Origin of the sequence: Franzmannia qiaohouensis (genome assembly GCF_031451695.1) — a bacterium.
Taxonomy (GTDB): domain Bacteria; phylum Pseudomonadota; class Gammaproteobacteria; order Pseudomonadales; family Halomonadaceae; genus Franzmannia; species Franzmannia qiaohouensis.
Genome location: NZ_JARWAM010000004.1, coordinates 141,161 through 167,569 on the forward strand (window position 1 = coordinate 141,161; position 26,409 = coordinate 167,569).

Here is a 26,409-nt window from a genome sequence, read left to right on the forward strand (position 1 = left end):
GGAGGAAGTGGCGTCCCATAGGGGGTTCGAACCCCTGTTACCGCCGTGAAAGGGCGGTGTCCTGGACCACTAGACGAATGGGACGCTGCGTTCCCTCATCGAGGTGGCGCGTATGTTACTGAGCGCCCAAGTGGCTGTCAAGCAACTGGCCAAAGGGGAGTTTCCCGACCGGTCAGCTACGCTGAGTAATAGCTACGTCGGGACTAGTCAGACACCCCCCAAGCGGTGTTTGATGGCCACAGATTCACCCGCAGCGAGAGAGACCGCCATGCGCAACAAAGTCGAGAAAAGCGACGCCGAGTGGCGTGCCCAACTCACCCCCGAGCAGTATCGGGTCACCCGCGAGAAAGGCACCGAACGGCCGTTCAGCGGCGACTATCAGGTCAGCAACGCCCACGGTATCTACCACTGCGTCTGCTGCCAAGCAGCGCTGTTCGAGAACGAGCACAAGTTCGACGCTGGCTGTGGCTGGCCCAGCTTCGACCGCCCCCTGGGAGTCCACGCCGTCGAGGAACACGTCGACGACTCCCACGGCATGCAGCGCACCGAGGTGGTCTGCGCCCACTGCAATGCCCACCTTGGCCATGTCTTCCCGGACGGCCCCCCCGAAACCACCGGCCTGCGCTACTGCATCAACTCGGTATCGCTGAACTTCCACGACGGTGAATAAGCTCGCCCGGGCCGGCCCCCGCCGGCCCATGCTTGCCTAACGCCCTGCTTGCCAAGCTCTGCTAGAATGGTCGCCTTTTGCACGCGGATGGAGAGTGGCCATGCTCGGCTGGTTCCCAGGACACATGAACAAGGCGCGCCGCCAGATCAAGGAGGCACTGCCGGAGATCGACGTGGTGCTCGAGGTGCTCGACGCCCGCCTGCCCTACTCCAGCGCCAACCCGATGCTCGCCGAGCTCACCGAGCATAAGCCGGTGCTCAAGATCCTGTCACGGGCCGACCTCGCCGACCCCGCGCGGACCGCCGAGTGGGTTGCCCACTTCGACGCCCAGTCGGATACCCGCGCCCTGGCGGTAACCACCACCAACGCCCGCGAACTCAAGCGCATTCCCAAGCTGTGTCATGAGCTGGCCGGCCATATCCGCGCCGATCGCGACGTTAGGGTCATGGTGATGGGCATTCCCAACGTGGGTAAATCGACCTTGATCAACGGCCTGGCTGGCCGCAAGATCGCCAAGACCGGCAACGAGCCGGCGGTGACCAAACGCCAGCAGAAGGTGCGCATCGACGGCCGGGTTGCACTGATCGACACCCCCGGCGTGCTGTGGCCGAAGATCGAGGACCAGGCCAGCGCCTACCGCCTGGCGGCCAGCGGCGCGATCCGCGATACTGCCATCGACTATCTCGACGTGGCGGTGATCGCCGCTGCCGAGCTGGCCAAGCGCTATCCCGACGCCATCACCGCACGCTACAAGCTCAAGGCGCTACCCGCCTATACCGCCAATCCCGAGGCGGCGCGGGTCGAGGCCGACGGCCCGGCACGTCCCGATTACATGGCGCTGGCCGGCTTCGACGGCACTGCCATCGTTGCCGAAATCGCCGCCAAACGCGGCGGCCTGCGCCCCGGCGGCGAGGTCGACCTGCATCGCGGCGCTGAAGTGCTGCTTCACGAGCTACGCGACGGCAAGCTCGGGCCGGTGACCCTGGAGACCCCTGCGGACATTCCCGCACCGGCAACCGAGGACGACGCCCCGGATACTCTTGATTACCCATAAGACGCCCCTCGAGGGCTCCACTACTGGACGCACTTTCGGACACCCCATGGACACCCCGATCAGGAAATCGCACAAGCTTCACAACGTCTGCTATGACATCCGCGGCCCGGTACTCGACCATGCCAAGCGCCTGGAAGAGGAAGGCCAGCGCATCCTCAAGCTCAATATCGGCAATCCCGCGCCGTTCGGCTTCGAGGCACCCGAGGAGATCCTCCAGGACGTGATGCGCAACCTGCCCACCGCCCAGGGCTACTGCGATTCCAAGGGGCTCTACTCGGCGCGCAAGGCGATCATGCAGGAGTGCCAGCGCAAGCAGATCCCCGGCGTCGGCGTCGAAGACATCTACATCGGCAACGGTGTCTCGGAGTTGATCGTGATGGCCATGCAGGCGCTGCTCAACGACGGCGACGAGGTGCTGATCCCGGCCCCCGACTACCCGCTGTGGACCGCCGCAGCCAACCTCTCCGGCGGTCGCCCGGTGCACTATCTATGCGACGAACAGGCCGACTGGGCGCCGGACATGGCCGATATTCGCGCCAAGGTCACCAGTCACACCCGTGCCATCGTGCTGATCAACCCCAACAACCCCACCGGCGCGGTCTATCCCCCGGCGGTGGTCAGCGAACTGCTCGATATCGCCCGCGAGCACGACCTGGTGGTATTCTCCGACGAGATATACGACAAGATCCTCTACGACGACGTCGAGCACGTCTCCACCGGCGCCCTGGCCAGCGACGACCAACTAGTGGTGACCATGAACGGGCTCTCCAAGAGCTACCGCTGCGCCGGCTTCCGCTCCGGCTGGATGATTCTCTCCGGCAGCGTCGCCAAGCAGCGCGCCGCCGATTACATCCAGGGCCTGACCATGCTCGCCTCGATGCGCCTGTGCGCCAACGTGCCGGCCCAACACGCCATCCAGACCGCGCTGGGCGGCTACCAGTCGATCAACGACCTGATCCTGCCCGGCGGACGGCTGCGCGCCCAGCGCGATATCACCGTGGAAAAGCTCAACGCCATTCCCGGGGTCTCCTGCACCACGCCCAAGGGCGCGCTCTACGCCTTCCCGCGGCTCGACCCCAAGGTGTTCAATATCCACGACGACCAGCAGCTGGTGCTCGACCTGCTGCTGCAGGAGAAGATCCTGCTGGTGCAGGGTACCGCCTTCAACTGGCCGCAGCCGGACCACGTGCGCATCGTCACCCTGCCGTGGGCCGAGCAGCTCGGTGATGCACTGGAGCGCTTCGGCAACTTCCTGTCGCGCTATCGTCAATGACGCATAAAACGCCAGCGACGTGGGAGGCGCTGAATAAATCGGCTAGCGGGATGAAGCACAAGGCGCACGGAGCACAGAAACCGGAGCCTATGGGGTATAGGTGAGGATTTCGAGCACCGCGCAACGCAGTGATTCGCACGCGCAGGCATTTAGTCAGTGTTTCCCTTGAAACCCGGGCCCACAGACCGTATCTAATCCACAGCTAATTTGTCGTTTCTTGCCGGAGACCGCGTAACATGATGAGAATCCTGCTTTTCCTGGCCACCAACCTGGGTGTGATCCTGGTCGCCAGCATCACCCTCAGGCTGCTCGGGGTTGAGCCCTACCTCAACGCCCAAGGCCTGAACATGAACTCGCTGCTGATCTTCTGCTTCATCTTCGGCATGGCCGGCTCGATGATCTCGCTGTTCATCTCCAAGTGGATGGCCAAGCGCAGCACCGGCACGGTGGTCATCGAGCAGCCGTCGAACAGCACCGAGAAGTGGCTGCTCGACACCGTCGCCGAGCTGTCCCGCGAGGCGGGCATCAAGACGCCGGAAGTCGGCATCTTCCCGGCCCAACAGTCCAACGCCTTCGCCACCGGCTGGAACAGGAACGATGCCCTAGTGGCGGTTTCCGCCGGTCTGCTCAACCGCATGCGTCCGGAGGAGGTGCGCGCGGTGCTGGCCCACGAGATCGGCCACGTGGCCAACGGCGACATGGTCACCCTGGCGCTGATCCAGGGCGTGGTGAACACCTTCGTGATGTTCTTCGCGCGCGTCGTTGCCCACCTGGTGGACAGCTTCCTGAAGAGCCGCAGTAACGGCGCCGGGCTCGGCTTTATGGGCTACTTTGCGGTGGTGATCGTGGCCGAGATCGTGTTCGGCATCGTCGCCTCGGCGATCGTCGCCTGGTTCTCGCGCTTCCGCGAGTACCGCGCCGACGCCGCCGGCGCCCAGCTGGCAGGCTCCGGGGCGATGATCAACGCCTTGGCGCGCCTCAAGGCCGAGACCGAGCTACCCGACCAGATGCCGGACACCCTGCGCGCCATGGCCATTACCAAGGGCCAGACCCGCTCGCTGATGGAGCGCATGTTCGCCAGCCACCCGCCGCTGGATGATCGCATTCGCGCCCTCAAGGAGGCGGCTTACCGGCAGTAAGGTGCCACAGCGTGACCTTGGCCACTTGCGATACGGGCTCACCTTTGGTGAGTCCGTTTGCATTGCGTGCCAAATGATATCAGTTGATTCGGAAGCCCGCCGCGCTAAGCAGCGGTGCCAGCGCTCTACCGCCCTGCCCTAGCGCAACTTCCAGGGTGCCGAACTCACGGCGCAGTGGATAGTCGGCGCGCCAGGCATCGAAGCCCTTGGCCATGCCCTGAGTGGCCGCCCTGCGCGCCAGACCGTCATGGTCGCGGCGCACATCGTAAACGGCCCGCATGCACAGCCGCAGCGCATCCCAGGCCGGCAACCCGCCGCCTAGCTCGAGCCGTGAGAGTGGTGGCCGCGGTGCCAGGTCGTCGAGGCTCAGCCTTGCCGACAGCCCAAAGCGGCGCATCGCCGCAGCATAGATCTGTTGGGTGCCGCGCAGCTTGCCATCGAAGCTGTAACCGGCGATATGCGGCGTGGCGATATCCACAAGCCGCCGCAGTCTCTCGTCGATGCCCGGCTCCCCTTCCCAGACGTCGAGCACCGCACGCAGATCCTCGGCCATCACCAGCCGCTGGTAAAGCGCAGTACCATCCAGGCAGTCGCCGCGGCCGGCATTGAGCAGCCAGGTACCCGGTTTGAGAGCGGTAATGCGCTCGGCATCCAGCAGGTGATGAGTGGCATGCGACCCGCCATGCACCAGTGGGGTATGCAGACACAGCACATCGGCCCACTGACACAGCGAATCCAGATCATAGAAGCGCTCGCCCGGCTCGGCCTCGGCGCGAGGCGGGTCGCAGCGCCGGCAGTCGAGCCCCAGCGCCACCAGCCGCCGGTAGAGCCGCTCGCCGACGTTGCCGGCGCCAACAATCCCCACCCGGCGCTGGTCGAGGGCTGCCTCCTCGCGCTCGGCGAGCAGTGCAAGGCTCGACAGCACGTAGTCGACCACAGCCTCGGCGTTGCAGCCCGGCGCGCTGGCAAACTCGATGCCGCGTGCGGCCAGCGCCGCCTGGTCGACATGATCGGTGCCAATGGTACAGGTGCCGACGAAACGCAGCCGCGCCCCGGCCCGTTCGGCGGCCTCGAGCAGCGCCGCATCGACCCGCGTGATCGAGCGCACGATCAGCGCCTCGGCGCCGGCCAGCGCCGCGCCGTCGATCTCGCGGCCGGGCACCGCAACGACTTCGCCAAGCGCACCGAAGCAGCGCTCGGCGGCGGGGATGTTGGCATCGACGATCACACGCATATGGGGCTCCCAACTATCGCGTTAGCAGGCAAGCACAGCGCTATGGCTATGGGCGGCGGCGCCGTTACAATAGCACGCTAATCAGCGTCGAGCGCCCGACCACGCTCGCCAACCACCTTCAGGAGCCCCGATGATCGTCCGCTGGGAGAGTGAGCATGACTACGTGCTGGTGCATATCCATCAGGACATGTTCGGCGACTGGATCTTCAGTCGCGCCTGGGGGCAGATCGGCACCCAGTTCGGCGGTCTCAAGCACCAGCTCGCCGACGACTACGCCCAGGCGATGATGTGGCTCGACGATATAGGCCATATCCAGGCCTCGCGGGGCCTTCACAAGGTACTCGAGGTACAGGACGACACCCCCGAGGGGCGCGACGCGGTGCGCCAGCTGTCGCTGCTGGGGGCGCTTTAAGCGCCGAGCCATTAGCGCCAGGTTGCTTGGCACTACCTGAGGGCCTACCCCAGATAGCGCCGCCCGCCACGCATTACCGCGCCTTTCACCTCGGCGGCCGGCGGCTCGCCGTCAAGGCGCCGCTGCAGGGCCTCCCAGGCGGCGGCGTCCAGCCACCCTCGCGCCTCCAGCCAGGCCGCCAGCCGCGCCGGGTCGAAGCCGCGGTCGAGTTCCTCGCCCTGCTCATCGGCGAGCACCGGAATCCGCACGCCGTAGCGCGCCATCAAGGCATCGTCCTCGCTGATTTCAACATGCTCCAACGTCACCGGCTCGCGACTCAGCTCGCTGAGTAGCGCCTCGAGCTGGCTGCACAGGTGGCAGCCCAGGGTGGTGTAGAGTCGCAGCCGGATCATGCGGCCTCCCGATGGCGGATCATGAAGACGTGGTGGATATCCGGGCGCCGCGCGAAGTCCGGATCGAAGGTCTTGGCGGAGATGTCCTCCACCGCGTATTCCGCAGCGAGGTCGGTATCGAGCACGAACTTGCGCTGATTGTTGGAGAACACCAGGGTACCGCCGGGGGCCAACCGCGCCATGGCCAGGCGCACCAGGCGGCCGTGGTCGCGCTGGATATCCAGGGTCGCGGCCATCTTCTTGGAGTTGGAGAAGGTCGGCGGGTCCATGAAGATCAGGTCGAACTGGCTGCCGGCGGTCTCCAGCCAGCGCAGGCAGTCGTCGCGCACCACCCGGTGGCGGCTCGGGTCGAGGCGGTTGAGGGCGAAGTTGTCCCGCGCCCACTCCAGGTAGGTATTCGACAGATCGACGCTGACGCTGTCGCTGGCACCGCCCTGCTGCTCGGTACCCAGCGCGGCGTGCACCGTCGCCGTGGCGGTGTAGCAGAACAGGTTGAGAAAGCGCGTGCCCGGGGCCAGCTCGGCGAGCAGCCGCCGCACCGGGCGGTGGTCGAGGAACAGCCCGGTATCCAGGTAGTCGCGCAGGTTGACCCATAGCCGCGCACGGCCTTCGCGCACCTCGAAGCGTTCGCCGCTGGCGGCCTGCTTCTGGTACTGGGCGCGCCCGCTCTGGCGCTCGCGCTGCTTGACGTAGACATGCTCAGGCCGCACCCCAAGCACCTCGGGAATCACCTGCAGGGCGTCGTGCAGGCGGCGCTGGGCCTGGGCGGCGTTGACCGAGCGCGGCGGCGCATACTCCTGCACGTGTACGCGCTCGCCATAGACGTCGATGGCCAGGGCGTACTCCGGCATATCGGCGTCGTAGAGCCGGTAGCAGGGCTCGCCGCGCTGTTTGAGCCATTTCTTGAGGCGCTTGCGGTTCTTCTCAAGGCGGTTGGCAAACATCTGTGCGCCCTCGCTGCGCCGCGGCGCGCTATCGCCCTCGCCGTGGGCAGGTTCGGACGCCAATGCGTCTGCCGGCGACGCCTCTACGTCAGCTTGCGGCAGCGGCATCAACAGCAGCTTGCAGTCCAGCGGGCCGTTCTTGAAGGCGTACTGCTTGACGGCGCGCAGCCCGGTACGGTGGCCGAGGTCCGGATTGCCGGTGAACAGCGCCAGGGTCCAGCCCGGGAAGGCGCGCCGGCTACGCTCGCCGATGGCGGCGTACAGCGGCACCAGTTCGGGCAGTTCGCCGATGCGCTCGCCGTAGGGCGGGTTGGTGATGATCAGCCCCGGCGTCTCGGCGTCCAGCGCCGCGGGGCGCGTCAGCTGGGCCACCGCGCCGCCGCTGACGTCGATCAGTGCCGGAATACCGGCGCGCATGGCGTTTGCCTTGGCCGCGGCGACCGCCTGGGGGCTCTGGTCGAAACCGAACAGTGCCGACTTGCAGCGCTTGCGGCCGATGCTGGCGCGGGCCTCGGCCTCGCGCTTGAGCTCGGCCCACAGCGCCTCGTCGTGGCCCGCCCAGCCGTGAAAGCCGAAGCGCCCCCGGGCCAGCCCGGGTGCCACGTCGGCGGCCATCAGCGCGGCTTCGATGACCAGCGTGCCCGAGCCGCACAGCGGGTCGACCAGCGCCTCGCCGGCCTTGGCGCGGGCCGGCCAGTCGACGCGCAGCAGCAGCGCCGCGGCGAGGTTCTCCTTGAGCGGCGCATGGCCAAGCTCACGGCGATAGCCACGCTTGTGCAGGCTGTCGCCGGACAGGTCGATGCCCAGCGTCAGGCGCCCGCGGTGCAGGTGGGCATAGAGCCGCAGGTCCGGCGCCTTGGGGTCGATATCCGGGCGCCCGACGCCGGCAGCACGCAGTGCATCCACCACCCCATCCTTGACCGTCTGGGCGCCGAAGCGGGTATGCCGGATATGCGCCGACTGGCCGTGGAAGTCCACCGCCAGCGTCGTGCCCGGCCGCCAGTGCTGCTCCCAGGCCACGGCCGCGGCGCTGGCCTGCAACTGCTCGGGGTGTTCGATGCCCTCCTCCCGCGCCAGGCATAGCACCACCCGGTTGGCCAGCCGCGACCACAGGCAGAGCCGATAGGCTACCTCGAGAGACCCGCTGGCATGCACACCGGCCACGGTGGTCTTGTCGACCTGGGCGCCGAGCGCGCTCAGCTCATCGGCCAGCAGGCCCTCGATACCCCACGGGCATGTTGCAAAAATGTGATGGTTATCAGCTAGTTGTAGATTAGTCATAAAAAAGTGCCACGGCCCTGCTGCCGGTCATATTCCTGTAGTGTCAATTTGATAATGGCCTTATGCAAAATCACCGCTCGACAAGGCCCCGCATCATGGACTAGATGTAATAGGGTAGCTACTGAAAACGCATGCGTTTCTTGTCCATGGACGCCACTGGCAATGGCGTGTGGCGGGTCGAGCCGACCCACCGCACTAACACCATTCGTCCCGAACAAACTCGGTTCTTCATCAAGAGGCCATCCGATGAAACGACAGAAACGTGATCGCTTCCAGCGTGCCTATGTTCACGGTTACAAGGCGGGCATTACCGGCCGCTCCCGTGATGACTGTCCCAGTCAGGATGTGAATCTTCGCGAATACTGGATGAGCGGTTGGCGTGAAGGTCGTGGGGATCAATGGTCCGGTATGACAGGTGTCTCCGGCATTCACAAGAACCCCATGGTGATGTGATATCACCGTCTTCATCGTTTAATGCGTAACGCATGCGATGATTGTTTCAAGGCCCGCCTAACCCGCGGGCCTTTCTGTTGTCCACCTGTCGCTTATCCCTGGCTCGCCTCACGCAGCGCCCGGGCGCACTCGCCCACCAGCGCCGGACCACGGTAGATAAAGCCCGAGTAGAGCTGCACCAGGTCGGCGCCCGCGGCGATCTTGGCACTCGCCGCCGCCGCGCTGTCGATGCCCCCCACGCCGATGATCGGCATGTCCGGCAACTGCTGGCGCAGCTCGCGGATCACCCGGTTGGAGGCCTCGAACACCGGCCGCCCGGAGAGTCCGCCCTGCTCATCGGCGTGGGCAAGCCCGGCTACCGCCTCGCGGCCCACCGTGGTGTTGGTGGCAATCACTGCGTCGATCTCGCTGCGGGTCAATGATGCGGCGACCAGCCCGACTTCCTCGGCGCTCATGTCCGGGGCGATCTTTACCGCCAGCGGCACGCGCCGCCCGCTGCGCTGGTCGAGCTGCGTGGCCTCCTCGCGCAGCGTGCCCAGCAGCGCATCGAGATGCTCACCGAACTGCAGATTGCGCAGTCCCGGGGTATTGGGCGAGGAGATATTCACGGTGATGTAGTCGGCATGGGCGTAGACCTTGCGCAGGCAGATCAGGTAGTCGTCCACCGCCTGCTCCACCGGGGTGGTGAGGTTCTTGCCGATGTTGATGCCGATCACGCCCGGGTAGCGGCTGGCCTGGACCCGCGCCACCAGGTGATCGACGCCGGCGTTGTTGAAGCCCATGCGGTTGATGATCGCCCCTGCCTCGGGCAGGCGGAACATGCGCGGCTTGGGGTTCCCGTCCTGGGGCTTGGGGGTCACGGTGCCGACTTCAACGAAGCCGAAGCCCAGCGCGCCCAGCGCATCGAGGTGGTCGGCGTTCTTGTCGAGCCCGGCGGCCAGCCCGACCCGATTGGGGAAGCGCAGGCCCATCAGCGTCAGCGGATCGGCGACCTGCGCGCCGCCGGCCAGCCGTGCGGAGAGCCCGGCACGGTGCGCCAGGTCGAGCCCCCTGAGGGCCACGCCGTGGGCGGTTTCCGGATCGAGTCGGAACAGCAGCGAGCGGGCAAGCGAATACATGGCACTCCTCGGGGCGGCAGATGGCGACGGGCGGCGATTATAGCCCAGCCACTCCGTAAACGACGAACTCCCGCATGCCCGGGCCAGACTACCGTAGATAAGAAGCATCGCTCGGAACTGATCCGTCGACAGGCCTGCGAGGAGGCGCTGTAAACCTTCCCTGGGCGCTACCTACGCCATCCATGGCGTAGAACCTCCTCTTCGGCCTGTCCCCGGCGTCCTTCGCTCAAGCGGAAACGACGAACCCCCGCGTCGGCGGGGGCTCATCGTGCGGCAGCGAGCGGCGCGTCAGCTCTCGCCGTTGCTCTCGGCGAGATCGGCCAGTTCGCGGATCGCCACCGAGAACAGAGGGAAGCCACCCTGGCTGCCGGAGCGCACCTCGGCGAGCAGGCTGCACCAGCGCTGGAACAACCGGTCGTGTCGCTCGAGCCACTGTTCCACACGCTGTTCGACGTCACGCGCACCGCTGTCGAGCTTGATCACGCCCACCGTCAATGCCAGCTGCTGGCGGTCGAGATCGTCGCGGAAACTCTCGCGCGCCTGGGCCTGCCAGCTGTCGCGCACCTCCAGGGCGTTGATCTGGTCGATCATCCACGGCAGTTCGAGGCGATGGCCGACCTCGTAGAACACCTCGGCGACGCGCTGGATCTTCTCGTCGGTCTGCTTGGCCGCCTCGATGATGCCGAGCCCGGCATACAGGCTCTGGGTCGAGGCCACGCTGCTGGCCAGGGCATCCGGCACGCCGGCCGCCTTGAGCTGGTCGCGACGCGCCTCCCAGGCCTCGCGCTCGTCGCCGCGCAGGCGCTTGCCAAGGCTCTCCTGCAGCTGGGCCAGGCGTGGCGCGAAGTGCTCGATGCAGTCCTTGGTGGTCATGCCGCTGCGCTGGCGCAGGAACCAGCGCGTGGCGCGCCGCAGCAGGCGCATCAGGTCGAGCATCATGCGGTACTGCACGCGGCTGTCGACCTTGTTGTCGAGGGCTTCGATCTTGTGCCATACGCCGTTGAGGCTGAAGCTGTCGCGGGCCACGATATAGGCGCGGGCGATGTCGGCGCGCCCGGCGCCGGTAGTGTCCATCAGCCGCCGCACGAAGACGATGCCCATGTGGTCGACCAGGTCGTTGGCGATCTGGGTGGCGACGATCTCGCGCTTCAGCTTGTGGTCGTACATTTCCGTCTTGAAGCGCTCCACCAGCACCTGCGGGAAGATCCGCTCGAGGTGCTGCTGGATATAGGGGTCATCGGGCACCTCCGAGACGATCAGGTCGCCCTTGAGGGTGCTCTTGGCGTAGGAGATCAACACCGACAGCTCGGGCAGGGTCAGCCCCTGGTCGGCATTGGCGCGCTCGATCAGCGACTCGTCGTCGGGCAGGAACTCCAGCTCGCGGTCGAGATGCCCGCTGGCCTCGAGCTCGTTGATGAAGCGCCGGTAGGGCCCCATGCCCTCGTGGGAGAGAATTTCCGAGAGCGACAGCGCTTGAGTCTGGCGATAGTTGCCGATCAGTACCAGCTGCGACACGTCCTCGGTCATCTCGGCGAGCAGCTGGTTGCGCTGCTTGTCGGTCATGTCGCCGCGCTTGACGATATCGTCGAGCAGGATCTTGATGTTGACCTCGTGGTCGGAGCAGTTGACCCCGCCGGCGTTGTCGATGAAGTCGGTATTGACGCGAATCCCACGCGCCGCGGCCTCCATGCGGCCGCGCTGGGTCAGCCCCAGGTTGCCGCCCTCGCCGACCACCCGGCAGTTGAGCTCGCGTCCGTCGATGCGCAGCGCATCGTTGGCCTTGTCGCCGACCTCGGCATCGCTCTCGCTGGCAGCCTTGACGTAGGTGCCGATACCGCCGTTCCAGATCAGGTCCACCGACGACTTGAGCATGGCGCGGATCAGGTCGTTGGGGGCCAGCTTGTCGGCCTGTATGTCGAAGGCCGCCTGCATCTCGGGCGTGATCGCGATCGACTTGGCGCTGCGCGAGAAGATCCCGCCGCCCTTGGAGATCAGCTTGGCGTCGTAGTCCTCCCAGCTCGAACGCGGCAGCTCAAACAGTCGCTTGCGCTCGGCAAACGACTTGGCCGCATCCGGCGTCGGGTCGATGAAGATATGCAGATGGTTGAAGGCGCCGAGCAGGCGGATCTTGTCCGACAGCAGCATGCCGTTGCCGAACACGTCGCCGGCCATGTCGCCGATGCCCACCACGCTGAACTCGTCGGCCTGGGTATTGACGCCGAACTCGCGGAAGTGGCGCTTGACCGACTCCCAGGCGCCCTTGGCGGTAATCCCCATTTTCTTGTGGTCGTAGCCGTTGGCGCCGCCAGAGGCGAAGGCGTCGCCCAGCCAGTGGCCGTACTCGAGAGAGATCTCGTTGGCGATGTCGGAGAAGGTCGCGGTGCCCTTGTCGGCGGCGACCACCAGGTAGGGGTCGTCATCGTCGTGGCGCACCACCGCCTGGGGCGGCACTACCTCGCCGGCCACCAGATTATCGGTGACGTCGAGCAGCGCGCGAATGAAGATCTGGTAGCAGGCGATGCCTTCGCGCTGCAGGGCATCGCGGTCGCCACCCTCGGGCAGGCGCTTGCAGACGAAGCCGCCCTTGGCGCCCACCGGCACGATCACCGCGTTCTTGACCTGCTGGGCCTTGACCAGCCCCAGCACCTCGGTGCGGAAGTCCTCGCGGCGATCCGACCAACGCAGCCCGCCGCGGGCCACCTTGCCGCCACGCAGGTGCACGCCCTCGACCCGCGGCGAGTAGACGAAGATCTCGAACGCCGGGCGCGGCTTGGGCATGTCGGGCACGCGGGTCGGGTCGAGCTTGAAGGCGATGTAGTCCTTGAGCTCGCCGTCGACGCCGGGCTGATAGTAGTTGGTGCGCAGGGTGGCCTGGATCAGCTCGATATAGCGGCGCAGCAGCAGGTCGTCGTTGAGGCTGGCGACGCCGTCGAGGCTGTGCTGCAGGCGCGCCAGGCATGCCTCGACCTCGCTGTCGCGATCGCCCTGTTCGGGGTCGAAGCGCAGCTCGAACAAGCTGACCAGCTCGCGGGTGATCTCCGGGTGCTTGGTCAGGGTAGTGGCGATGTAGAGCTGCGACAGGCCGAAGCGGATCTGTTTGAGGTAGCGCGCATAGGCGCGCAGCATCGCCACCTCGCGCCAGCTGAGGTTGGCGCCGATCACCAGGCGGTTGAAGGCGTCGTTCTCGGCCTCGCCGTTCCAGATGCGCTTGAAGGCGTCGATGAACGGCTCGCGCATCTCCTGCAGGTTGACCACCTCGTTGGTGTGGTGCTCGAGATCGAAGTCGTGGATCCAGCAGGTACCGTCGTCGCGGGTGAGCTCATAGGGGCGCTCGCCGATCACTCGCAGCCCCAGGTTCTCCATCACCGGCAGCACGTCGGAGAGCGGGATCGGCCGGTCGCGGTGGAACAGCTTGAGATTGACCCCGTCGCCCTCCTCCTCGACCAGCCGATAGAGCGACAGCGACAGCGCCGCGCCGGCGTCCAGGTCATTGACGTGATGGATATCGTAGACCGCCGTGCGGGCGCTGAAGTCATCGCGATAGGCCGCCGGGAAGGCGTCGCGATAGACGTCCATCAGGCGATTGGCCTGCTCCTCGCCGAAGCCCTCGACCATCGCCTCGTGAAGCTCGTCGCGCCAGCTGCGCGCCAGGCTGATGACCTTGTTCTCGATGCGCTTGAGATCGTAGTCGGCCGGGGCATCGCCGTTGAAGCGCAGGATCAGCTGGATGCGCGCCAGCACCGACTCGGAGAGATAGGTGTTGAAGTCGCCGAAGGAGGCATCGAGTTCTTCGCACAGCAGGTTCTGGATGCGCACGCGCAGGTCGGTGGAGAACACGTCCCGCGGCACGAATACCAGGCAGGAGTAGAACTTGCCGAAACGGTCTTCGCGCACGAACAGCCGCACCCGACGCCGCTCGCGGATATTGAGGATGCCAAGCGCGGTACGGGTCAGCTCCTCGGTGGTGATCTGGAACAGGTCGTCGCGGGGATAGACCTCGAGGATCTGCATCAGCTGCTTGCCGTCGTGCCCCTCGGGGTTGACGCCGGTGGCTTCCATCACCGCCTTGAGCTTCTTGCGCAGCACCGGCACATTGCGCGGCGACTCGTTGTAGACCGTAGAAGCATACAGCCCCAGGAAGCGCCGCTCGCCGATTACCCGGCCCTTGGCGTCATAGCGGTCGATGGAGATGTAGTCGGGGTAGGCCGGACGATGCACGCGGGCGTGATGGGCGCTCTTGGCGAACGACAGCAGCTCGGGGATCAGCACGTAGTGGTCGCCATCGACGCCCTGGTCGTTGCGGATCCGCTCGCGGTAGCGCGGCTGGTCGAGGCGGAACACCCCCAGCTCGCTGCCCTCGACCAGCTTGAGCTCGTCGTGGCCATCGACCTCCACCACCTCGTACTCGTCGTAGCCGAGGAAGGTGAAGTTGTTGTCGAGCAGCCACGCGAGGAAGGCCTTGGCCTCGTCGTGGTCGGCGGAATCGACCTGCTTGGGGCGCTTGGCCTTGAGCTCATCGAGGGCGGCCGCGACCTGCCCACGCATGGCCTCGAAATCGGCCACCGCGGTGCGCACGTCGAGCAGCACCTCGTGCAGGCTGGCCTCGATCTCCTCGAGCAGCTTGGTATCGGAGTGGCGATCGACCTCGATCACCATCAGCGACTCACGCGACGGCGGCGCGTCCTTGTCGTTGGCTCGGGTCACCCGGGTCAGGCGATGCTTAGCATCGCGCTGCATGGCCAGCACCGCATTGTGGATGGCATGCACGGTGATACCGCGGCGGTTGAGCTCGATGCGCACCGAGTCGACCAGAAACGGCATGTCGGCGTGGAGGACCTCGACCTGGGTGTGGGTCGACTGCCAGCCGTGTTCGGCGAAATCGGGGTTGTAGACCCGCACCTTGGGCTTGGCCGGATCATGGTTCTGGATGAAGTGCCAGGTCGATAGCGTCGCGCCGTAGACATCCTCCGGGCGCCGCCCGCTCATGTCCTCGAGTGACGCGCTGGCGTAGAACGCATCGGCGAAGGCGGTGATCGCCTTGACCTTGTCGTCCGGCAGCCGCTTGACCAACTGCTCCTGAAGCTGAGCCAGAAACTCCTGTTTGCCTTCGATCGCAACGTGTTGCATCCATCACCTCGGCCTGAGCCGGCCGCAGCGCGACCGGCGAAATCGTCCAGTGAGCGACCCGCAGGGTCGCATGTGGCGTCACTCTACTCTCGACGCGGCTCCGACCCCACCGACTTGCCAGCCTTGTCATGCTGTATGTCAGTTACGCATCACCCCTTGACTTAGGGAACACTGCACAAATGCCTACACGGGCGAATCGCTGCGTTACGCGCTGCTCGAAATCCTCACCTATACCCCATAGGCTCCGGTTTCTGCGCTGCGGGCGCCTTGCGTTTCATCCCGCTCGACGATTTGCTCAGCGCTCCCTTAGATCACGCCGCTCCAGTAGCACCCCGCATTCGCAGTGGTGGGTCCAGGGAAACTGGTCGAACAGCGCGAAGCGCGTGATGCGGTGGCTATCGCAGAGCCGTTCGAGGTTGGCCGCCAGCGTATCAGGGTTGCATGAAATATAGACGATGCGCGAATAGCCGCTGAGCTGCGCGCAGCTGGCGTCATCCAGCCCGGCCCGCGGCGGATCCACCAGCACAGTAGAAAAATCGTAGTCGTCAAGCGCCATCTCGGCCACCCGGCGGCCGCCCTTATCGCCCTTGAGTGCCGCGGCGAACTCCTCCGCCGACATGCGCCCCACCTGCACGTTGTCGATCCCGTTGGCGGCCAGGTTCTCCCGCGCGCTGGCCACCGAGGTGCGCGATATCTCGGTGGCCAACACGCGGCGGAAGTTCTCGGCCAGGGCCACGGTGAAGTTGCCGTTGCCGCAGTAGAGCTCGACCAGGTCGGCGGCCTGGCTGTCGCGGGTCACGTCCCGCGCCCAGCCGAGCATGTCGCGGCAGATCTCGGCATTGGGCTGGGTGAAGCTGTTCTCGACCTGCTGGTAGGCAAACTCGCGCCCCTCGACCTCGAGCCGCTCCCAGACGTGGTCGCGCTCGAGCACCAGCCGCTGCTTGCGCGAACGACCGATGATGGCGACATCCAGCGCCTCCTGCAGCGCCCGCGCCTCGGCCTCCCAGGCCTCGTCCAGCGGCTTGTGGTAGATCAGCGTGACCAGCGCCTCACCGGCCAGGGTGGTCAGGAACTCGACCTGGAACAGCTTGCGGCGCAGCAGCGGGTTGTCACGCAGCGCCTCGATCAGCTGAGGCATCAGCTGATTGATGCGCCGGCTGGCCACCGGGTACTGATCGAGCCGAATCACGCGTTTCTGCTTGGGGTCGTCGGGATCGACCTCGAACATGGCGTAGAACAGGTCGTCGCCCTCGTGCCACAGGCGAAATTCGCAGCGCATGCGGTAGTGGCTCGGCGGCGAGGCAAACACCTCCAGCGGCGGCGGATCGAAGCGCGCGAACTGTGCGCTGATGCGCTGACGCTTGGCCTCGAGCTGCTCGGCGTAGCGCGGTGGATCGACGACGGGTACGGCCACAAGGCCTCCTTGACGGTGAGAATACGGTATAGGCGACGCCTCAGGGCGTCGACGAAGGGAACGTCGTATCAGTACGGGCCTTATCCAGCGCCAGGCAGCGCACCTCGGCGAAGCCATAGCGCGCCAGGGCCGGCGCCAGCGACGGCGCCTCGCGGGTCAGCCAGGCGGTCTGCGGGCCGGGCAGCGTGGGCAGCGGCGACACCACTTGGGCGACTCGACGAGCGATGGCGTCACCCGAATCGATCCAGGTCACCGGCCGCGGCGCGGCGGCGGCCAGCGCCTCGCCAAGCAGCGGGAAGTGGGTGCAGCCGAGCACCACGGTATCGAGTTCGGGGTCCTGCCACAGCGGCGCCAGGCACGCCTCGATCACGTCCCGGTCAAGCGGCGCGCCGGCCAACCACGCCTCGGTATGGCCGACCAGCGGGTCGGCGGCCAGGCGCTGCACCTGGCAGTGGCCGGCAAAGGTCTCGATCAACCGTCGCGTGTAGGGACGATTGACCGTGGCCGAGGTGGCCAGCAGCGCCAGGTGGCCGCTGCGCGACAGCGCCGCGGCGGGCTTGATCGCCGGCACCGTGCCTACCACCGGAATCGACAGCCGGGCGCGCAGCGCCTCGAGGGCCAGGGTGCTGGCGGTGTTGCAGGCCACCACCAGGGCGCTGGCACCGCTGGCCGCCACCGCTGCCTCGCACACCGCCACGCAGCGTGTCACCAGCCAGGCGTCCGGCTTGGTGCCATAGGGCAGCATGGCGTTGTCGCAGGCATAGCTCAGCGAGGCCTCGGGCAATCGCCGACGCATGGCCGCTACCACCGACAGCCCGCCCACCCCGGAGTCGAACACCAGCAGCGGCCCGCTCATGCCGAACGCGCCTGGAAATGCGCCAGCAGCGTCTCGATCAGCACCCGCAGCCGCGCCGGCATCAGTTCACGCTCGGCGTAGAGCAGATGTACCGCGAGGGGCGGTGGCGCAAAGCTCTCGAGCACTCGCACCAGGCGGCCGCGGCGCACCTCGGGCTCGCCGAGAAAGGCCGGCTTCATTGCCAGCCCCATGCCGCGCGCCGCAGCCTCGACCAGGGCGCGGCCATTGTTGCAGGTCAACACCGGCCGATAGCGCACCCGCTCCAGTTGGCCGTCAACCTGGAAGACCCAGCCCGGGCCACCGCGCTGCAGGCTGTAGTGCAGGCAGCGGTGGTTGGCGAGTTCGCGGGGATGGCGCGGCACGCCGTAGCGCTCGAAGTAGCTCGGCGCGCCGTACAAGTGAATCGGCATCGCCATCAGCGGGCGGGCAATCAGGCTGGAGTCCTCCAGCGTGCCGATGCGTACCACCAGGTCGAAGTCTTCGGCCAGCGGGTCGACGCGGCGATCCTCGAGCACCACCTCCAGCTCCACCCCCGGGTGGGCCTGCTCGAAGGCCTGCAGCGCCGGCATCAGCTCGCGCACGCCAAAATCCAGCGGCGCCGACAGACGCAGGCGGCCGCGCACCTCGCCGCGCTGCTCGCCCAGTTCCGCCTCCAGCTCACCGAGTTCATCGAGCAGCCGTGCGGCCCCCTGCAGATAGCGCTCTCCCTCCGCGGTCAACTGCAGGCGCCGAGTGGTACGGGCCAACAGGCGCACTCCGAGCAGCGCTTCAAGGCGCGATATCTGCTTGCTTACCATGGCGTTGGAGAGTCCGAGCTTGCGCGCGCCGCCGGCGAAGCTACCCGCCTCGACGACGGCGCGAAATATCTGCATTGCCTGTAGCCGGTCCATAGCGCCCCGCGCGATGTGTTCGATGCCGAGCATTCTACCCTGCCGCCGGCCACGACTCGACCATCACGGGCCCCCTTGCCCAGCAGCCAAATACTGGTTATTTTTACAGCATAAGATTTGCACACTTGGAGCCACGCATGCGCCTGACCCCGATTCCCCAGCACGCCGCTCGCAAGCCCCACCCCGGCCTGCAGCGCCGCGGCGCCAGCGGCTTTCCCTCGCCCGCCGACGACTATCTGGACACCCCGCTGGACCTGCACCGCCAGCTAGTGCCGAGTCCCGCCTCGACCTTCTTCATGCGCGTCGAGGGCGACGCCCAGGCCGAGACCGGCTTCCAGCACGGCGACCTGCTGGTGGTCGACCGTGCACTGGCGCCGCAGCGCGGCGACTGGGTGGTGGCGGTCATCGATGGTGCACTCTGCCTGCGGCGGCTCGACGGCCACCGCCAGCACCGCTGGCTGTGCCCTCCCGCTGCCCACCAGGCACGCCTGCCCCTCGACAATGAGAACGACTGCCGCCTGTGGGGCGTGGTGCACTATGTGGTGCACGGCTGCCGCCAGGCGCCGCCAATGACTACCTGAGCCGGGAGCCCGTCGTGTACGCGCTGGTCGATGCCAACAACTTCTACGTCAGCTGTGAACGGCTGTTCGCCCCCCACCTGGAAGGCCAGCCGGTGGGTGTGCTGTCGAACAACGACGGCTGCGTGATCGCCCGCTCCAACGAGTTCAAGGCGCTGGGCATCCCGATGGGCATTCCGACCCACAAGATCGCCCCGGCATTGCGTCGCCGCATCACCCTGTGCTCGTCCAACTACACCCTCTACGGCGACCTCTCGGCGCGTACCCAGCAGGTACTGGCCGCGCGAGTGCCGGGCCTGGAGCCCTACTCCATCGACGAGAGTTTCCTCGATCTGCGCGGCCTGCCCGGCGACCTCGACGTCCTCGGCGCTGAGCTGTGCCAGGCGGTGGCGCGGGAGGTGGGGCTGCCGGTGTCGGTGGGTATCGCCCCGACCCGTACCCTGGCCAAACTCGCCAACCACCGCGCCAAGCGTCAGCCGGGCCGGCCCCAGGTGTGTGTCTGGTCCCACGCTGACGACCGTGACCTGCGCGCGACGCTCGCCGAACTGCCGCTGAACGCGGTGTGGGGGATCGGCGAGCGTCTGCAGTGCCGGCTGCTCGACCAGGGCATCGATACCGCCGGTGCGCTGCGTGCCGCCCCCAGCGGCTGGCTGCAGCGGCGCTTTGGCGTGTTAGTGGCGCGCACCGCCCTCGAGCTTGCCGGCCACCCCTGCCTGGCGGGCACCGACCTGGCCACGCCGCGGCGTAGCATCCTCTGTTCGCGCTCGTTTCGCCAGGCGCTGCGGCGGCGCGAGTCACTGGCCACCGCGCTGCGCTACCACTGTCAGCGGGCCGGCGAAAAACTGCGTCGCGACGACCTCCAGGCCGCCGCCATCGGCGTCTTCCTGCGCACCAACCCGTTCCAGGACGTGGTCCAGCGTCGTGCCAGCCTGTGGGCGCCGCTGGCGGTCCCCAGCGCCGACACCCTGCACCTCAACCGCCTCGCCCAGCAGCTGCTCGGCCAGCTCTGGGAAGCGGGGCTGGCCTATCACAAGCTGGGCGTGATGCTTACCGACCTGAGCCCGCGCCAGCACCATCAGGCCTCGCTGCTGGCGCCCGCCGAAGCGCCCGAACAGGCACGCCTGATGCGCGCCTGGGACGGTGTCCGCGCGCGTTTCGGCCGCGAAGCGCTAACGCTCGGCGTACAGGCGGCAGAGGCAGACTGGCAGATGCACAGCCGCCAGCGCTCGTCGCGCTACACCACGCGCTGGGATGAGCTGCCGGCGGTGCGCGCCCGCTGACGGGCGCGCGCCCTAGAGTGCCGGCTCAGGGGTGGCTCGCAGCTCGGCGTAGAGTTCGGGATAGGCCGCCTGCAGATACTCGAGTCGCGCCTTGGCGCCCTCGGGCAGCAGGGTCGCCAGATGGCGCAGGTCGGCGTCGTCGAAGTGCTCGGCAATGAGTGGGAAGAGCGCCTCGCGCTCGTCGCGCAGGTAGCCACGGTGGGCCTCGAGATAGGCGCGCAGGTCATCGGCGAAGCGGTCCATGGGCAGCACCGCGTCCATCAGGATCATGTCGATATCCTGGGACAGACGCTGCAGACGCTCGCGCAGCGCGCGGTAGTCAGCGCTGAGGCGATTGCTCAGCTCGCGCACCTCCGGCACCTGTGCCGCCAGCTGCTCGCTGCACAGCCGCTCGAGTGGCACGGTGAAGTCCTCCATGTAGCCAAGGATATAGTCGACGACTTCGCGGATCAGCTGGAAGTCAGGCCGCTCGCCGGCGGCGAGCGTCTTCTGCTTGAGCTGCAGCACGTGCAACAGGCGCGCCATATTGGCATGATCCTGGCGCAGTTGGGTCAGCATGGGCATGGAGGGTCCTCCTCTGCTGTCGAAGGCTCTGCTGTTCGAGGGCAAACATCGGCACGACATTGGATCACGCTTGGGTGTCCCAGGTTCCAACCGGCTAGGCGTCGATACGAAAATCGCCTACGCGCGCTGACGTCATACCAGCCTGGAATGACGCCACGGCTAAGATGAGTGTTTAACCCTAGTGGGTATGGCGTCATCCTGCCTGTCGCCAAACGTCGCATACGAAGCATACTGAGGAAAGCATGGATCTTTTCAGCCAGTCACACGCCAACGCCAGCGCCCCGCTGGCCTACCGCATGCGCCCGCGGCGTTTGGATGAATATATCGGCCAGCAGGCGCTGGTCGGCCCGGACAAGCCGCTGCGCCGCATGGCCGAAAGTGCCACGGTGCGTTCGATGATCCTGTGGGGCCCGCCGGGCGTGGGCAAGACCACCCTGGCCGAAATTCTCGCCCACGAGGCCGACGCCCAGCTCGAGCAGCTGTCGGCAGTGATGGCCGGGGTCAAGGATATTCGCGCCGCCGTAGAGCGGGCACGCCTGGCGCAGTCCCAGGATCGCCAGACCCTGCTGTTCCTCGACGAGATCCACCGTCTCAACAAGAGCCAGCAGGACGCCCTGCTGCCCCACGTCGAATCCGGGCTATTGACACTGATCGGCGCCACCACCGAGAACCCCTCCTTCGAGGTCAACTCGGCGCTGCTGTCGCGGGCCAGGGTCTACGTGCTCAAGGCGCTCGGCGAGGACGAACTGCTGGCCGTGCTGCGCCAGGCGCTCGAGGATCGCGAGCGCGGCCTTGGCCAGCGGCGCATCCGCGTCGACGAGGGCGTGCTCGGCATGCTGGCACGTGCCGCCGGCGGCGATGCGCGACGCGCCCTGGGCCTGCTCGAGACCGCCTGCGATTTCTGCGTCCCGGAGGGCGATGAAGAGCGACTCAAGGCCGAGGCACTGGACGACGTGCTCGGCCATCAGGCCAGCGCCTTCGACAAGCAGGGCGATCACTACTACGACCTGCTCTCGGCGATCCACAAGTCGGTGCGCTCGTCGCGGGTCGACGCCGCGCTGATGTACATGGCGCAGTTCATGCAGGGCGGCGGCGACCCCCTCGACGTGATCCGGCGCCTGGCGGCGATCGCCTCGGAGGACGTCGGCAACGCCGACCCGCGGGCACTGCCGCTGGTGATGGCGGCCTGGGACGCCTACCTACGCCTCGGCGACTACGAGGGCCAGCGGGCCATCGCCCACGCCGCCATCCACCTGGCGGTGGCGCCCAAGAGCAACGCCATCGACCAGGCCTGGAAGCAGGCCAAGGCGCTTGCCGCCCAGCACCCCACCCTCGAGGTCCCCGTCTACCTGCGCAACGCACCGACCCAGCTGATGAAGGAGCTCGGCCACGGCGAGGGCTATCGCTACGCCCACCACGAGCCCCACGGCTACCCCGCCGGCCGCCGCCATGACTGCTGGCCCGAGCAGCTGCCACCGGCGAGCCTCTACCAGCCCAGCGACTACGGCCAGGAGGCGCGCTACAAGCAGATCATGGCGTGGCGCGCCGAGCTCGACGCCGAGGCCGATGGCGACAAATGAAAACGCCGCCCTGGGAGGCGGCGTCAGCGTAAGCACGGCGGGAATCAGTGATCGTCGCGAATCACATCGGCGTTGTCGGGGATCTCGAACGCGAACATCGCATCATCGATGCTGCCATTGACCTCGATACTGCTGAACTCGATGGCGGTACGCTGGCCGGTGCTGTCGTTCATCTGCAGGGCGCCGAACTGCTCGCCGTAGAAGGTCATCTTGAGCTCCTCGAACAGCGTATCGGCGCCGCGCGGCACCAGGGTGAAGGTCTCGGTATCGCCCTGCTGCTGATGGCTCACCTGGTAGCTATCGGTGAGCTCGGCGGCGCTGCCGGAGAGCAGCAGTGCCGGTGTATGGGTGACCCGGGTATCCAGCGCCTGCACGGTGACCTGCTCGAGGTCCGGGTCATGCAGGAAAACCTCGTCACCGTCGGACACCACCTCCTGGCGGTAGGGCGCGTCGACTTCCCAGCGGAACTTGCCGGGACGTGACAGCCACATCTGGCCCCGCGCCTCCTGGAGACGCTGGCCGCTGCCGTCGAGGATCTGCTGCTCGAAGTCGGCGCTATAGGTCTCCAGCGAATCGAGCAGCTGGGTAAGGCGCTGGGCGCCGTCATCGGCCAGCGCGGTGAGCGGCGAGGCGGCAGCCAGCGACAGGGCCAGCAGCGATGTCTTCAGTTTCATCTTGACTCCGTTACGTCGCACGTTGGGCGGCGAAGTTGTGTTCCCGATACATGGACAGCGCCCTCGAGGGGACGTTGCAGCGCGGCCGACGCTTCCACGATTGCTGCATGCTTTTGTCAGTCGCCGGCGGGCGGGCCGGCCAGCACCTCGCGGCTGCCGTTGCTGCCCATCGACGACACCACGCCCGCCGCTTCCATGGCTTCCACCAGCCGCGCGGCGCGGTTGTAGCCGATCTTGAAGCGTCGCTGCACCGCCGAGATCGAGGCGCGCCGCGACTCGGTAACGAACATCACCGCCTCGTCGTAGAGGGCGTCCTGCTCGGCGTCGTCGCCGTCGCTGCCACCTTCGGCCTCGAGCCCAGTGAGGGCATCGGCGGATACGCCCCCGGAGAGGATCTCCTCGATGTACTCGGGCTCGCCGCGGCGCTTCCAGTCCTCGACGATGCGGTGCACTTCGTCATCGTCGACGAAGGCGCCGTGGACCCGCGTCGGCAGACCCGAGCCGGCCGGCAGGTAGAGCATGTCGCCGTGGCCGAGCAGGTTCTCGGCGCCGCCCTGATCGAGGATGGTGCGCGAGTCGACCCGCGAGGAGACCTGGAAGGCCATGCGGGTGGGAATGTTGGCCTTGATCAGGCCGGTCACCACGTCCACCGACGGGCGCTGGGTGGCCAGAATCAGGTGGATGCCGGCGGCGCGAGCCTTCTGCGCCAACCGTGCGATCAGCTCCTCGACCTTCTTGCCGACGATCATGAACATGTCGGCGAACTCGTCGATCACCACCACGATATAGGGCAGCTTCTCGAGCACCGGCGGCGTTTCGTGCATCTGCCACGGCTGCGGCTCCCACAGCGGGTCGGCGACCTGGGCACCGGCGCGCTCGGCCTCGTCGAGCTTGGCGTTGAAGCCGGCGATATTGCGCACGCCCATGGCCGCCATCAGCTTGTAGCGACGCTCCATCTCGGCCACGCACCAGCGCAGCGCGTTGGCGGCCTCCTTCATGTCGGTGACCACCGGCGCCAGCAGATGCGGGATGCCGTCGTACACTGACAGCTCGAGCATCTTGGGGTCGACCATGATCATGCGCACCTCGTCCGGGGTGCCCTTGAGCAGCATCGAGATCAACATGGCGTTGACCCCCACCGACTTGCCCGAGCCGGTGGTGCCGGCCACCAGCAGGTGCGGCATCTTGCCGAGGTTGGCGACCACCGGCGCGCCGCCGATGTCCTGGCCCAAGGCCAGGGTCAGCGCCGAGGCCTCGTGCTGGTAGCGGTCGGAGTCGATCACCTCGCGCAGTCGAATCATGGCGCGCTTGGGATTGGGAATCTCGATACCCACGGTGGGCTTGCCGGGGATGATCTCCACCACCCGCACGCTCTTGACCATCAGCGAGCGCGCCAGGTCCTTGGCCAGGTTGCTGATCTTGGAGACCTTGACCCCGGCGGCGGGCTTGATCTCGAAACGCGTGATCACCGGCCCCGGCCAGGTCTCGACCACCTCGGCCTTGACGCCATACTCGCGCAGCCGCGTCTCGAGCAGCTCGGCCATGCTGGTCAGCTGCTCCTGGGTGTAGTTGGGCTGATGCGGCTCCGGCGGCGTCAGCAGCCGCAGGCTGGGCAGTTCACCGTCAGGCTCCGAGGCCATATCGAACTGGGGGCGCTGGTTCTGCAGGTGCTCCACGGTCCACAGCGCCGGGCCGGCGGGCTCGGCGGCCGCGGCGCGGCCCTGCTCGGCGCTGGCCACCCGCGGCGGCTCGACCGGCGACTGGCCAGGCTCGGGAACCGTCTGGGGAGCGGCCTCTTCCGCCGCGCCGTGGTCTGCCGCAGGGTGATCGGGTGGCACGTGCTCGTCGGCCACCTTGGCCGGTGCTGACGGCGTGTCGGGCTCGTCGAGATCCGACCACGACAGGCGCGGCTCATCGGCGTCAGGCTCATCGTCCCAGTCGGCGTCGCGCCAGCTGACCAGGCTCGGTTCGCGCTTGTCGCTGCGCGCCGGGGAGTGCGGCGATGAGCCGGAGGAAGCCCAGGCCTGGGGGCGCGCCTCGTCGTCTGCGTCCAGTTCGTCGGCTACGCTGGGCCGCGGCTCAGCCGGGGCCGGTTCAACGGGAGCCGGTTCGCTGGGTGTCGGCTCGGCCGCCAGCGGGCTGGGAGCGTCATCGCGCTGGGCGCTCAATGACATGCCGGCCCAGCGCGGCTCATCGAGCTCAGGACGCAGCGGCGCCTGGTCGGTACCGGCGGCGTCCGCGGCACTGACGGCGCCCGCCCAGGCGGGCTGGCTGCCGCTCGCCGGAGAGCTGTCCGCGACCCGCGCGCTATAGGCCGCCTCGGGGCGTTTAGCGGAGGGCGTCTGTGCCGGCACTTCCCAGGGAATGTCGGTTTTGCCATCGTCGCCGAAGCCGGGCTCACGACGCGCCTCGCCGTGCGCCGACGCCGTATCCAACGCCACGCTGGCAGCACGCCCACCGGGCAGCAGGCGCTGCCACCAGCGGCTCGAGGCTGCGTCGTCCTGCTCATCGGGTTCATCGCGGGAGGCGGTTTCCTCCTCGCTGCGCCGGGCTTGCTCATCGCTGCGCTTGGCATCGCGGGTCTGCTCGCGACGGACCAGCCAGTGATCCTTGGCCCCACCGAGCAGCCCCCAGACCCAGCCGATCAGGCGAAACAGCTGGCGGCCCAGCTCGTCCATTACGGTCAGCCAGGAGAGGCCGGAGAACAGCGGGAAGCCACACAGGATCGATACCATGGCCAGCAGCGTGGTGCCGTGGGCGCCGACCAGCGGGTATAACCCTGCTACCAGCCCTTCACCGAGAATCCCGCCCGAGGCGTAGGGCAGCCCGCTGTAGGGGCTATAGAAGTGCAGTGCGCCGAGGGTGGTGGTGCCGAGCAGCAGCAGCACCAGGCCGGCGGCCTTGACCGCCAGCACGGTGGTGTCCCATTCGAAGCGCACCTGACGCGAGCGCACCAACCACCAGGCGGCAAAACCGAGCATCCCGGGCCACCACAGCGCGCTGGCACCAAACAGCGAGTAGAGCACGTCGGACAGCCAGGCGCCGACCGGTCCCATCCAGTTACCGACCGCCGTCTCGGGTCCGCTGTGCGACCACCCCGGATCACCCGACTGGTAGCTGAACAGCGACAGCAGCAGAAATACGCAGCCGGCCAGCAGCATGATCACCACGCCTTCGCGGCTGGCGCCCTGCAGTTTCAATCCGACGCGACGCGCCTGGTCCTTGGCCTGACTGGCCCTGCCCTTGGCCTGGGTCGCCGTGGTACGGCGACCGCTGGCTCTCTTATTGACACTCAAGCGACCTTCCCCCTTGTACGCCTGTTACGGCGTCTTCCATGGTCTTGCAATGGCGCCATCATACCGAGCCAGCAGGCCGCATCACAGTAGGGAATCGGCGACAGCACCACGCCGGGGATGACCCTCGCCCTGCCCATGGTCAATAATGGCTGCCCGCTTCCGATATAGACCGTGCCTACC

Annotated in this window: 20 protein-coding genes and 1 tRNA gene; 9 read left to right on the forward strand and 12 right to left on the reverse strand. The window is 67.1% G+C overall.

All coding sequences use genetic code 11. From position 1 onward, the window contains the following. Positions 1 to 8: 8 nt before the first annotated feature. A tRNA-Glu gene (locus QC821_RS06595) sits at positions 9 to 84 on the reverse strand. Between the two features lie 184 nt (positions 85 to 268). Between QC821_RS06595 and msrB the strand changes: the two genes are divergently transcribed. The 4 genes from msrB (at position 269) to htpX (ending at position 4,136) form a co-directional block, all read left to right on the forward strand. Beyond that, a complete protein-coding gene (gene msrB, locus QC821_RS06600) occupies positions 269 to 670 on the forward strand; it encodes a peptide-methionine (R)-S-oxide reductase MsrB (RefSeq protein ID WP_309718622.1) in 402 nt (133 codons plus the stop codon). Between the two features lie 100 nt (positions 671 to 770). Continuing rightward, on the forward strand, positions 771 to 1,724 hold the full coding sequence (gene ylqF / locus QC821_RS06605) for a ribosome biogenesis GTPase YlqF (protein WP_309718625.1): 954 nt from the start codon (positions 771 to 773) through the stop codon (positions 1,722 to 1,724). A 46-nt stretch (positions 1,725 to 1,770) separates the two neighbouring features. Beyond that, positions 1,771 to 2,997 carry a pyridoxal phosphate-dependent aminotransferase gene (locus QC821_RS06610; RefSeq protein ID WP_309718628.1) on the forward strand — a complete coding sequence of 409 codons (1,227 nt, stop codon included), beginning with the start codon at positions 1,771 to 1,773 and terminating at the stop codon, positions 2,995 to 2,997. Positions 2,998 to 3,233: 236 nt separating this feature from the next. Then, a complete protein-coding gene (gene htpX / locus QC821_RS06615) occupies positions 3,234 to 4,136 on the forward strand; it encodes a protease HtpX (protein WP_309718631.1) in 903 nt (300 codons plus the stop codon). A 79-nt stretch (positions 4,137 to 4,215) separates the two neighbouring features. Here htpX and pdxB read toward each other — a convergent pair whose 3' ends face one another. Then, positions 4,216 to 5,370 carry a 4-phosphoerythronate dehydrogenase PdxB gene (pdxB, locus tag QC821_RS06620; protein WP_309718634.1) on the reverse strand — a complete coding sequence of 385 codons (1,155 nt, stop codon included), beginning with the start codon at positions 5,368 to 5,370 and terminating at the stop codon, positions 4,216 to 4,218. Between the two features lie 130 nt (positions 5,371 to 5,500). Here pdxB and QC821_RS06625 point away from each other — a divergent pair, with 130 nt between their 5' ends. Further along, positions 5,501 to 5,782: a hypothetical protein gene (locus tag QC821_RS06625; protein ID WP_309718637.1), complete on the forward strand. Its 282-nt coding sequence runs from the start codon at positions 5,501 to 5,503 to the stop codon at positions 5,780 to 5,782. Between the two features lie 44 nt (positions 5,783 to 5,826). Here QC821_RS06625 and QC821_RS06630 read toward each other — a convergent pair whose 3' ends face one another. Together QC821_RS06630 and rlmKL are read right to left on the reverse strand one after the other, a co-directional pair. Then, positions 5,827 to 6,174 (reverse strand): glutaredoxin family protein, encoded by a 348-nt coding sequence (locus tag QC821_RS06630; protein ID WP_309718641.1) that lies wholly within the window; start codon positions 6,172 to 6,174, stop codon positions 5,827 to 5,829. Continuing rightward, complete coding sequence (gene rlmKL / locus QC821_RS06635; protein WP_309718643.1) at positions 6,171 to 8,399, reverse strand: bifunctional 23S rRNA (guanine(2069)-N(7))-methyltransferase RlmK/23S rRNA (guanine(2445)-N(2))-methyltransferase RlmL; 2,229 nt, start codon at positions 8,397 to 8,399, stop codon at positions 6,171 to 6,173. Before rlmKL ends, QC821_RS06630 begins: the two co-directional genes overlap by 4 nt. A 246-nt stretch (positions 8,400 to 8,645) precedes the next feature. Here rlmKL and rmf point away from each other — a divergent pair, with 246 nt between their 5' ends. Then, positions 8,646 to 8,852 (forward strand): ribosome modulation factor, encoded by a 207-nt coding sequence (gene rmf, locus QC821_RS06640; protein WP_076748798.1) that lies wholly within the window; start codon positions 8,646 to 8,648, stop codon positions 8,850 to 8,852. Between the two features lie 92 nt (positions 8,853 to 8,944). Here rmf and QC821_RS06645 read toward each other — a convergent pair whose 3' ends face one another. From QC821_RS06645 to QC821_RS06665, 5 genes are all read right to left on the reverse strand, one after another. Next, a complete protein-coding gene (locus QC821_RS06645; RefSeq protein WP_309718650.1) occupies positions 8,945 to 9,970 on the reverse strand; it encodes a quinone-dependent dihydroorotate dehydrogenase in 1,026 nt (341 codons plus the stop codon). 288 nt (positions 9,971 to 10,258) lie between these two features. Further along, positions 10,259 to 15,097, reverse strand: a complete 4,839-nt coding sequence (locus QC821_RS06650) for an NAD-glutamate dehydrogenase (RefSeq protein WP_309718654.1) — start codon at positions 15,095 to 15,097, stop codon at positions 10,259 to 10,261. Between the two features lie 295 nt (positions 15,098 to 15,392). Beyond that, positions 15,393 to 16,511 carry a tRNA (uridine(54)-C5)-methyltransferase TrmA gene (gene trmA / locus QC821_RS06655; protein WP_309718656.1) on the reverse strand — a complete coding sequence of 373 codons (1,119 nt, stop codon included), beginning with the start codon at positions 16,509 to 16,511 and terminating at the stop codon, positions 15,393 to 15,395. 40 nt (positions 16,512 to 16,551) lie between these two features. Next, positions 16,552 to 17,367 (reverse strand): glutamate racemase, encoded by an 816-nt coding sequence (murI, locus tag QC821_RS06660; protein ID WP_309718659.1) that lies wholly within the window; start codon positions 17,365 to 17,367, stop codon positions 16,552 to 16,554. Further along, the gene (locus QC821_RS06665; RefSeq protein ID WP_309718662.1) at positions 17,364 to 18,239 is read right to left on the reverse strand and encodes a LysR family transcriptional regulator; all 876 of its coding nucleotides are present in this window, start codon (positions 18,237 to 18,239) and stop codon (positions 17,364 to 17,366) included. The genes murI and QC821_RS06665 overlap by 4 nt, the downstream gene beginning before the upstream one ends. A 155-nt stretch (positions 18,240 to 18,394) precedes the next feature. Here QC821_RS06665 and QC821_RS06670 point away from each other — a divergent pair, with 155 nt between their 5' ends. Together QC821_RS06670 and QC821_RS06675 are read left to right on the forward strand one after the other, a co-directional pair. Beyond that, entirely contained in the window at positions 18,395 to 18,838 is a 444-nt protein-coding gene (locus QC821_RS06670; protein WP_309718665.1) for a LexA family protein, read from the forward strand. Between the two features lie 14 nt (positions 18,839 to 18,852). Then, a complete protein-coding gene (locus QC821_RS06675; protein ID WP_309718668.1) occupies positions 18,853 to 20,115 on the forward strand; it encodes a Y-family DNA polymerase in 1,263 nt (420 codons plus the stop codon). 12 nt (positions 20,116 to 20,127) lie between these two features. On the opposite strand, the gene QC821_RS06680 is transcribed toward QC821_RS06675, so the two are convergent. Next, positions 20,128 to 20,673: a hemerythrin domain-containing protein gene (locus QC821_RS06680; protein WP_309719112.1), complete on the reverse strand. Its 546-nt coding sequence runs from the start codon at positions 20,671 to 20,673 to the stop codon at positions 20,128 to 20,130. A gap of 248 nt (positions 20,674 to 20,921) precedes the next feature. Between QC821_RS06680 and QC821_RS06685 the strand changes: the two genes are divergently transcribed. Further along, entirely contained in the window at positions 20,922 to 22,259 is a 1,338-nt protein-coding gene (locus QC821_RS06685; RefSeq protein WP_309718671.1) for a replication-associated recombination protein A, read from the forward strand. Between the two features lie 44 nt (positions 22,260 to 22,303). Here QC821_RS06685 and lolA read toward each other — a convergent pair whose 3' ends face one another. Further along, on the reverse strand, positions 22,304 to 22,933 hold the full coding sequence (gene lolA, locus QC821_RS06690; RefSeq protein WP_309718673.1) for an outer membrane lipoprotein periplasmic chaperone LolA: 630 nt from the start codon (positions 22,931 to 22,933) through the stop codon (positions 22,304 to 22,306). 116 nt (positions 22,934 to 23,049) lie between these two features. Continuing rightward, positions 23,050 to 26,229 carry a DNA translocase FtsK gene (locus tag QC821_RS06695; protein WP_309718676.1) on the reverse strand — a complete coding sequence of 1,060 codons (3,180 nt, stop codon included), beginning with the start codon at positions 26,227 to 26,229 and terminating at the stop codon, positions 23,050 to 23,052. Positions 26,230 to 26,409: the final 180 nt, after the last annotated feature.

Excerpts from the sequence above, each read along its gene's own strand:
- msrB (WP_309718622.1), top strand. The coding sequence starts at position 269 with ATGCGCAACAAAGTCGAGAAAAGCGACGCCGAGTGGCGTGCCCAACTC.
- ylqF (WP_309718625.1), top strand. The coding sequence starts at position 771 with ATGCTCGGCTGGTTCCCAGGACACATGAACAAGGCGCGCCGCCAGATC.
- QC821_RS06610 (WP_309718628.1), top strand. The coding sequence starts at position 1,771 with ATGGACACCCCGATCAGGAAATCGCACAAGCTTCACAACGTCTGCTAT.
- htpX (WP_309718631.1), top strand. The coding sequence starts at position 3,234 with ATGATGAGAATCCTGCTTTTCCTGGCCACCAACCTGGGTGTGATCCTG.
- pdxB (WP_309718634.1), bottom strand. The coding sequence starts at position 5,370 with ATGCGTGTGATCGTCGATGCCAACATCCCCGCCGCCGAGCGCTGCTTC.
- QC821_RS06625 (WP_309718637.1), top strand. The coding sequence starts at position 5,501 with ATGATCGTCCGCTGGGAGAGTGAGCATGACTACGTGCTGGTGCATATC.
- QC821_RS06630 (WP_309718641.1), bottom strand. The coding sequence starts at position 6,174 with ATGATCCGGCTGCGACTCTACACCACCCTGGGCTGCCACCTGTGCAGC.
- rlmKL (WP_309718643.1), bottom strand. The coding sequence starts at position 8,399 with ATGACTAATCTACAACTAGCTGATAACCATCACATTTTTGCAACATGC.
- rmf (WP_076748798.1), top strand. The coding sequence starts at position 8,646 with ATGAAACGACAGAAACGTGATCGCTTCCAGCGTGCCTATGTTCACGGT.
- QC821_RS06645 (WP_309718650.1), bottom strand. The coding sequence starts at position 9,970 with ATGTATTCGCTTGCCCGCTCGCTGCTGTTCCGACTCGATCCGGAAACC.
- QC821_RS06650 (WP_309718654.1), bottom strand. The coding sequence starts at position 15,097 with ATGCAACACGTTGCGATCGAAGGCAAACAGGAGTTTCTGGCTCAGCTT.
- murI (WP_309718659.1), bottom strand. The coding sequence starts at position 17,367 with ATGAGCGGGCCGCTGCTGGTGTTCGACTCCGGGGTGGGCGGGCTGTCG.
- QC821_RS06665 (WP_309718662.1), bottom strand. The coding sequence starts at position 18,239 with ATGCAGATATTTCGCGCCGTCGTCGAGGCGGGTAGCTTCGCCGGCGGC.
- QC821_RS06670 (WP_309718665.1), top strand. The coding sequence starts at position 18,395 with ATGCGCCTGACCCCGATTCCCCAGCACGCCGCTCGCAAGCCCCACCCC.
- QC821_RS06680 (WP_309719112.1), bottom strand. The coding sequence starts at position 20,673 with ATGCTGACCCAACTGCGCCAGGATCATGCCAATATGGCGCGCCTGTTG.
- QC821_RS06685 (WP_309718671.1), top strand. The coding sequence starts at position 20,922 with ATGGATCTTTTCAGCCAGTCACACGCCAACGCCAGCGCCCCGCTGGCC.
- lolA (WP_309718673.1), bottom strand. The coding sequence starts at position 22,933 with ATGAAACTGAAGACATCGCTGCTGGCCCTGTCGCTGGCTGCCGCCTCG.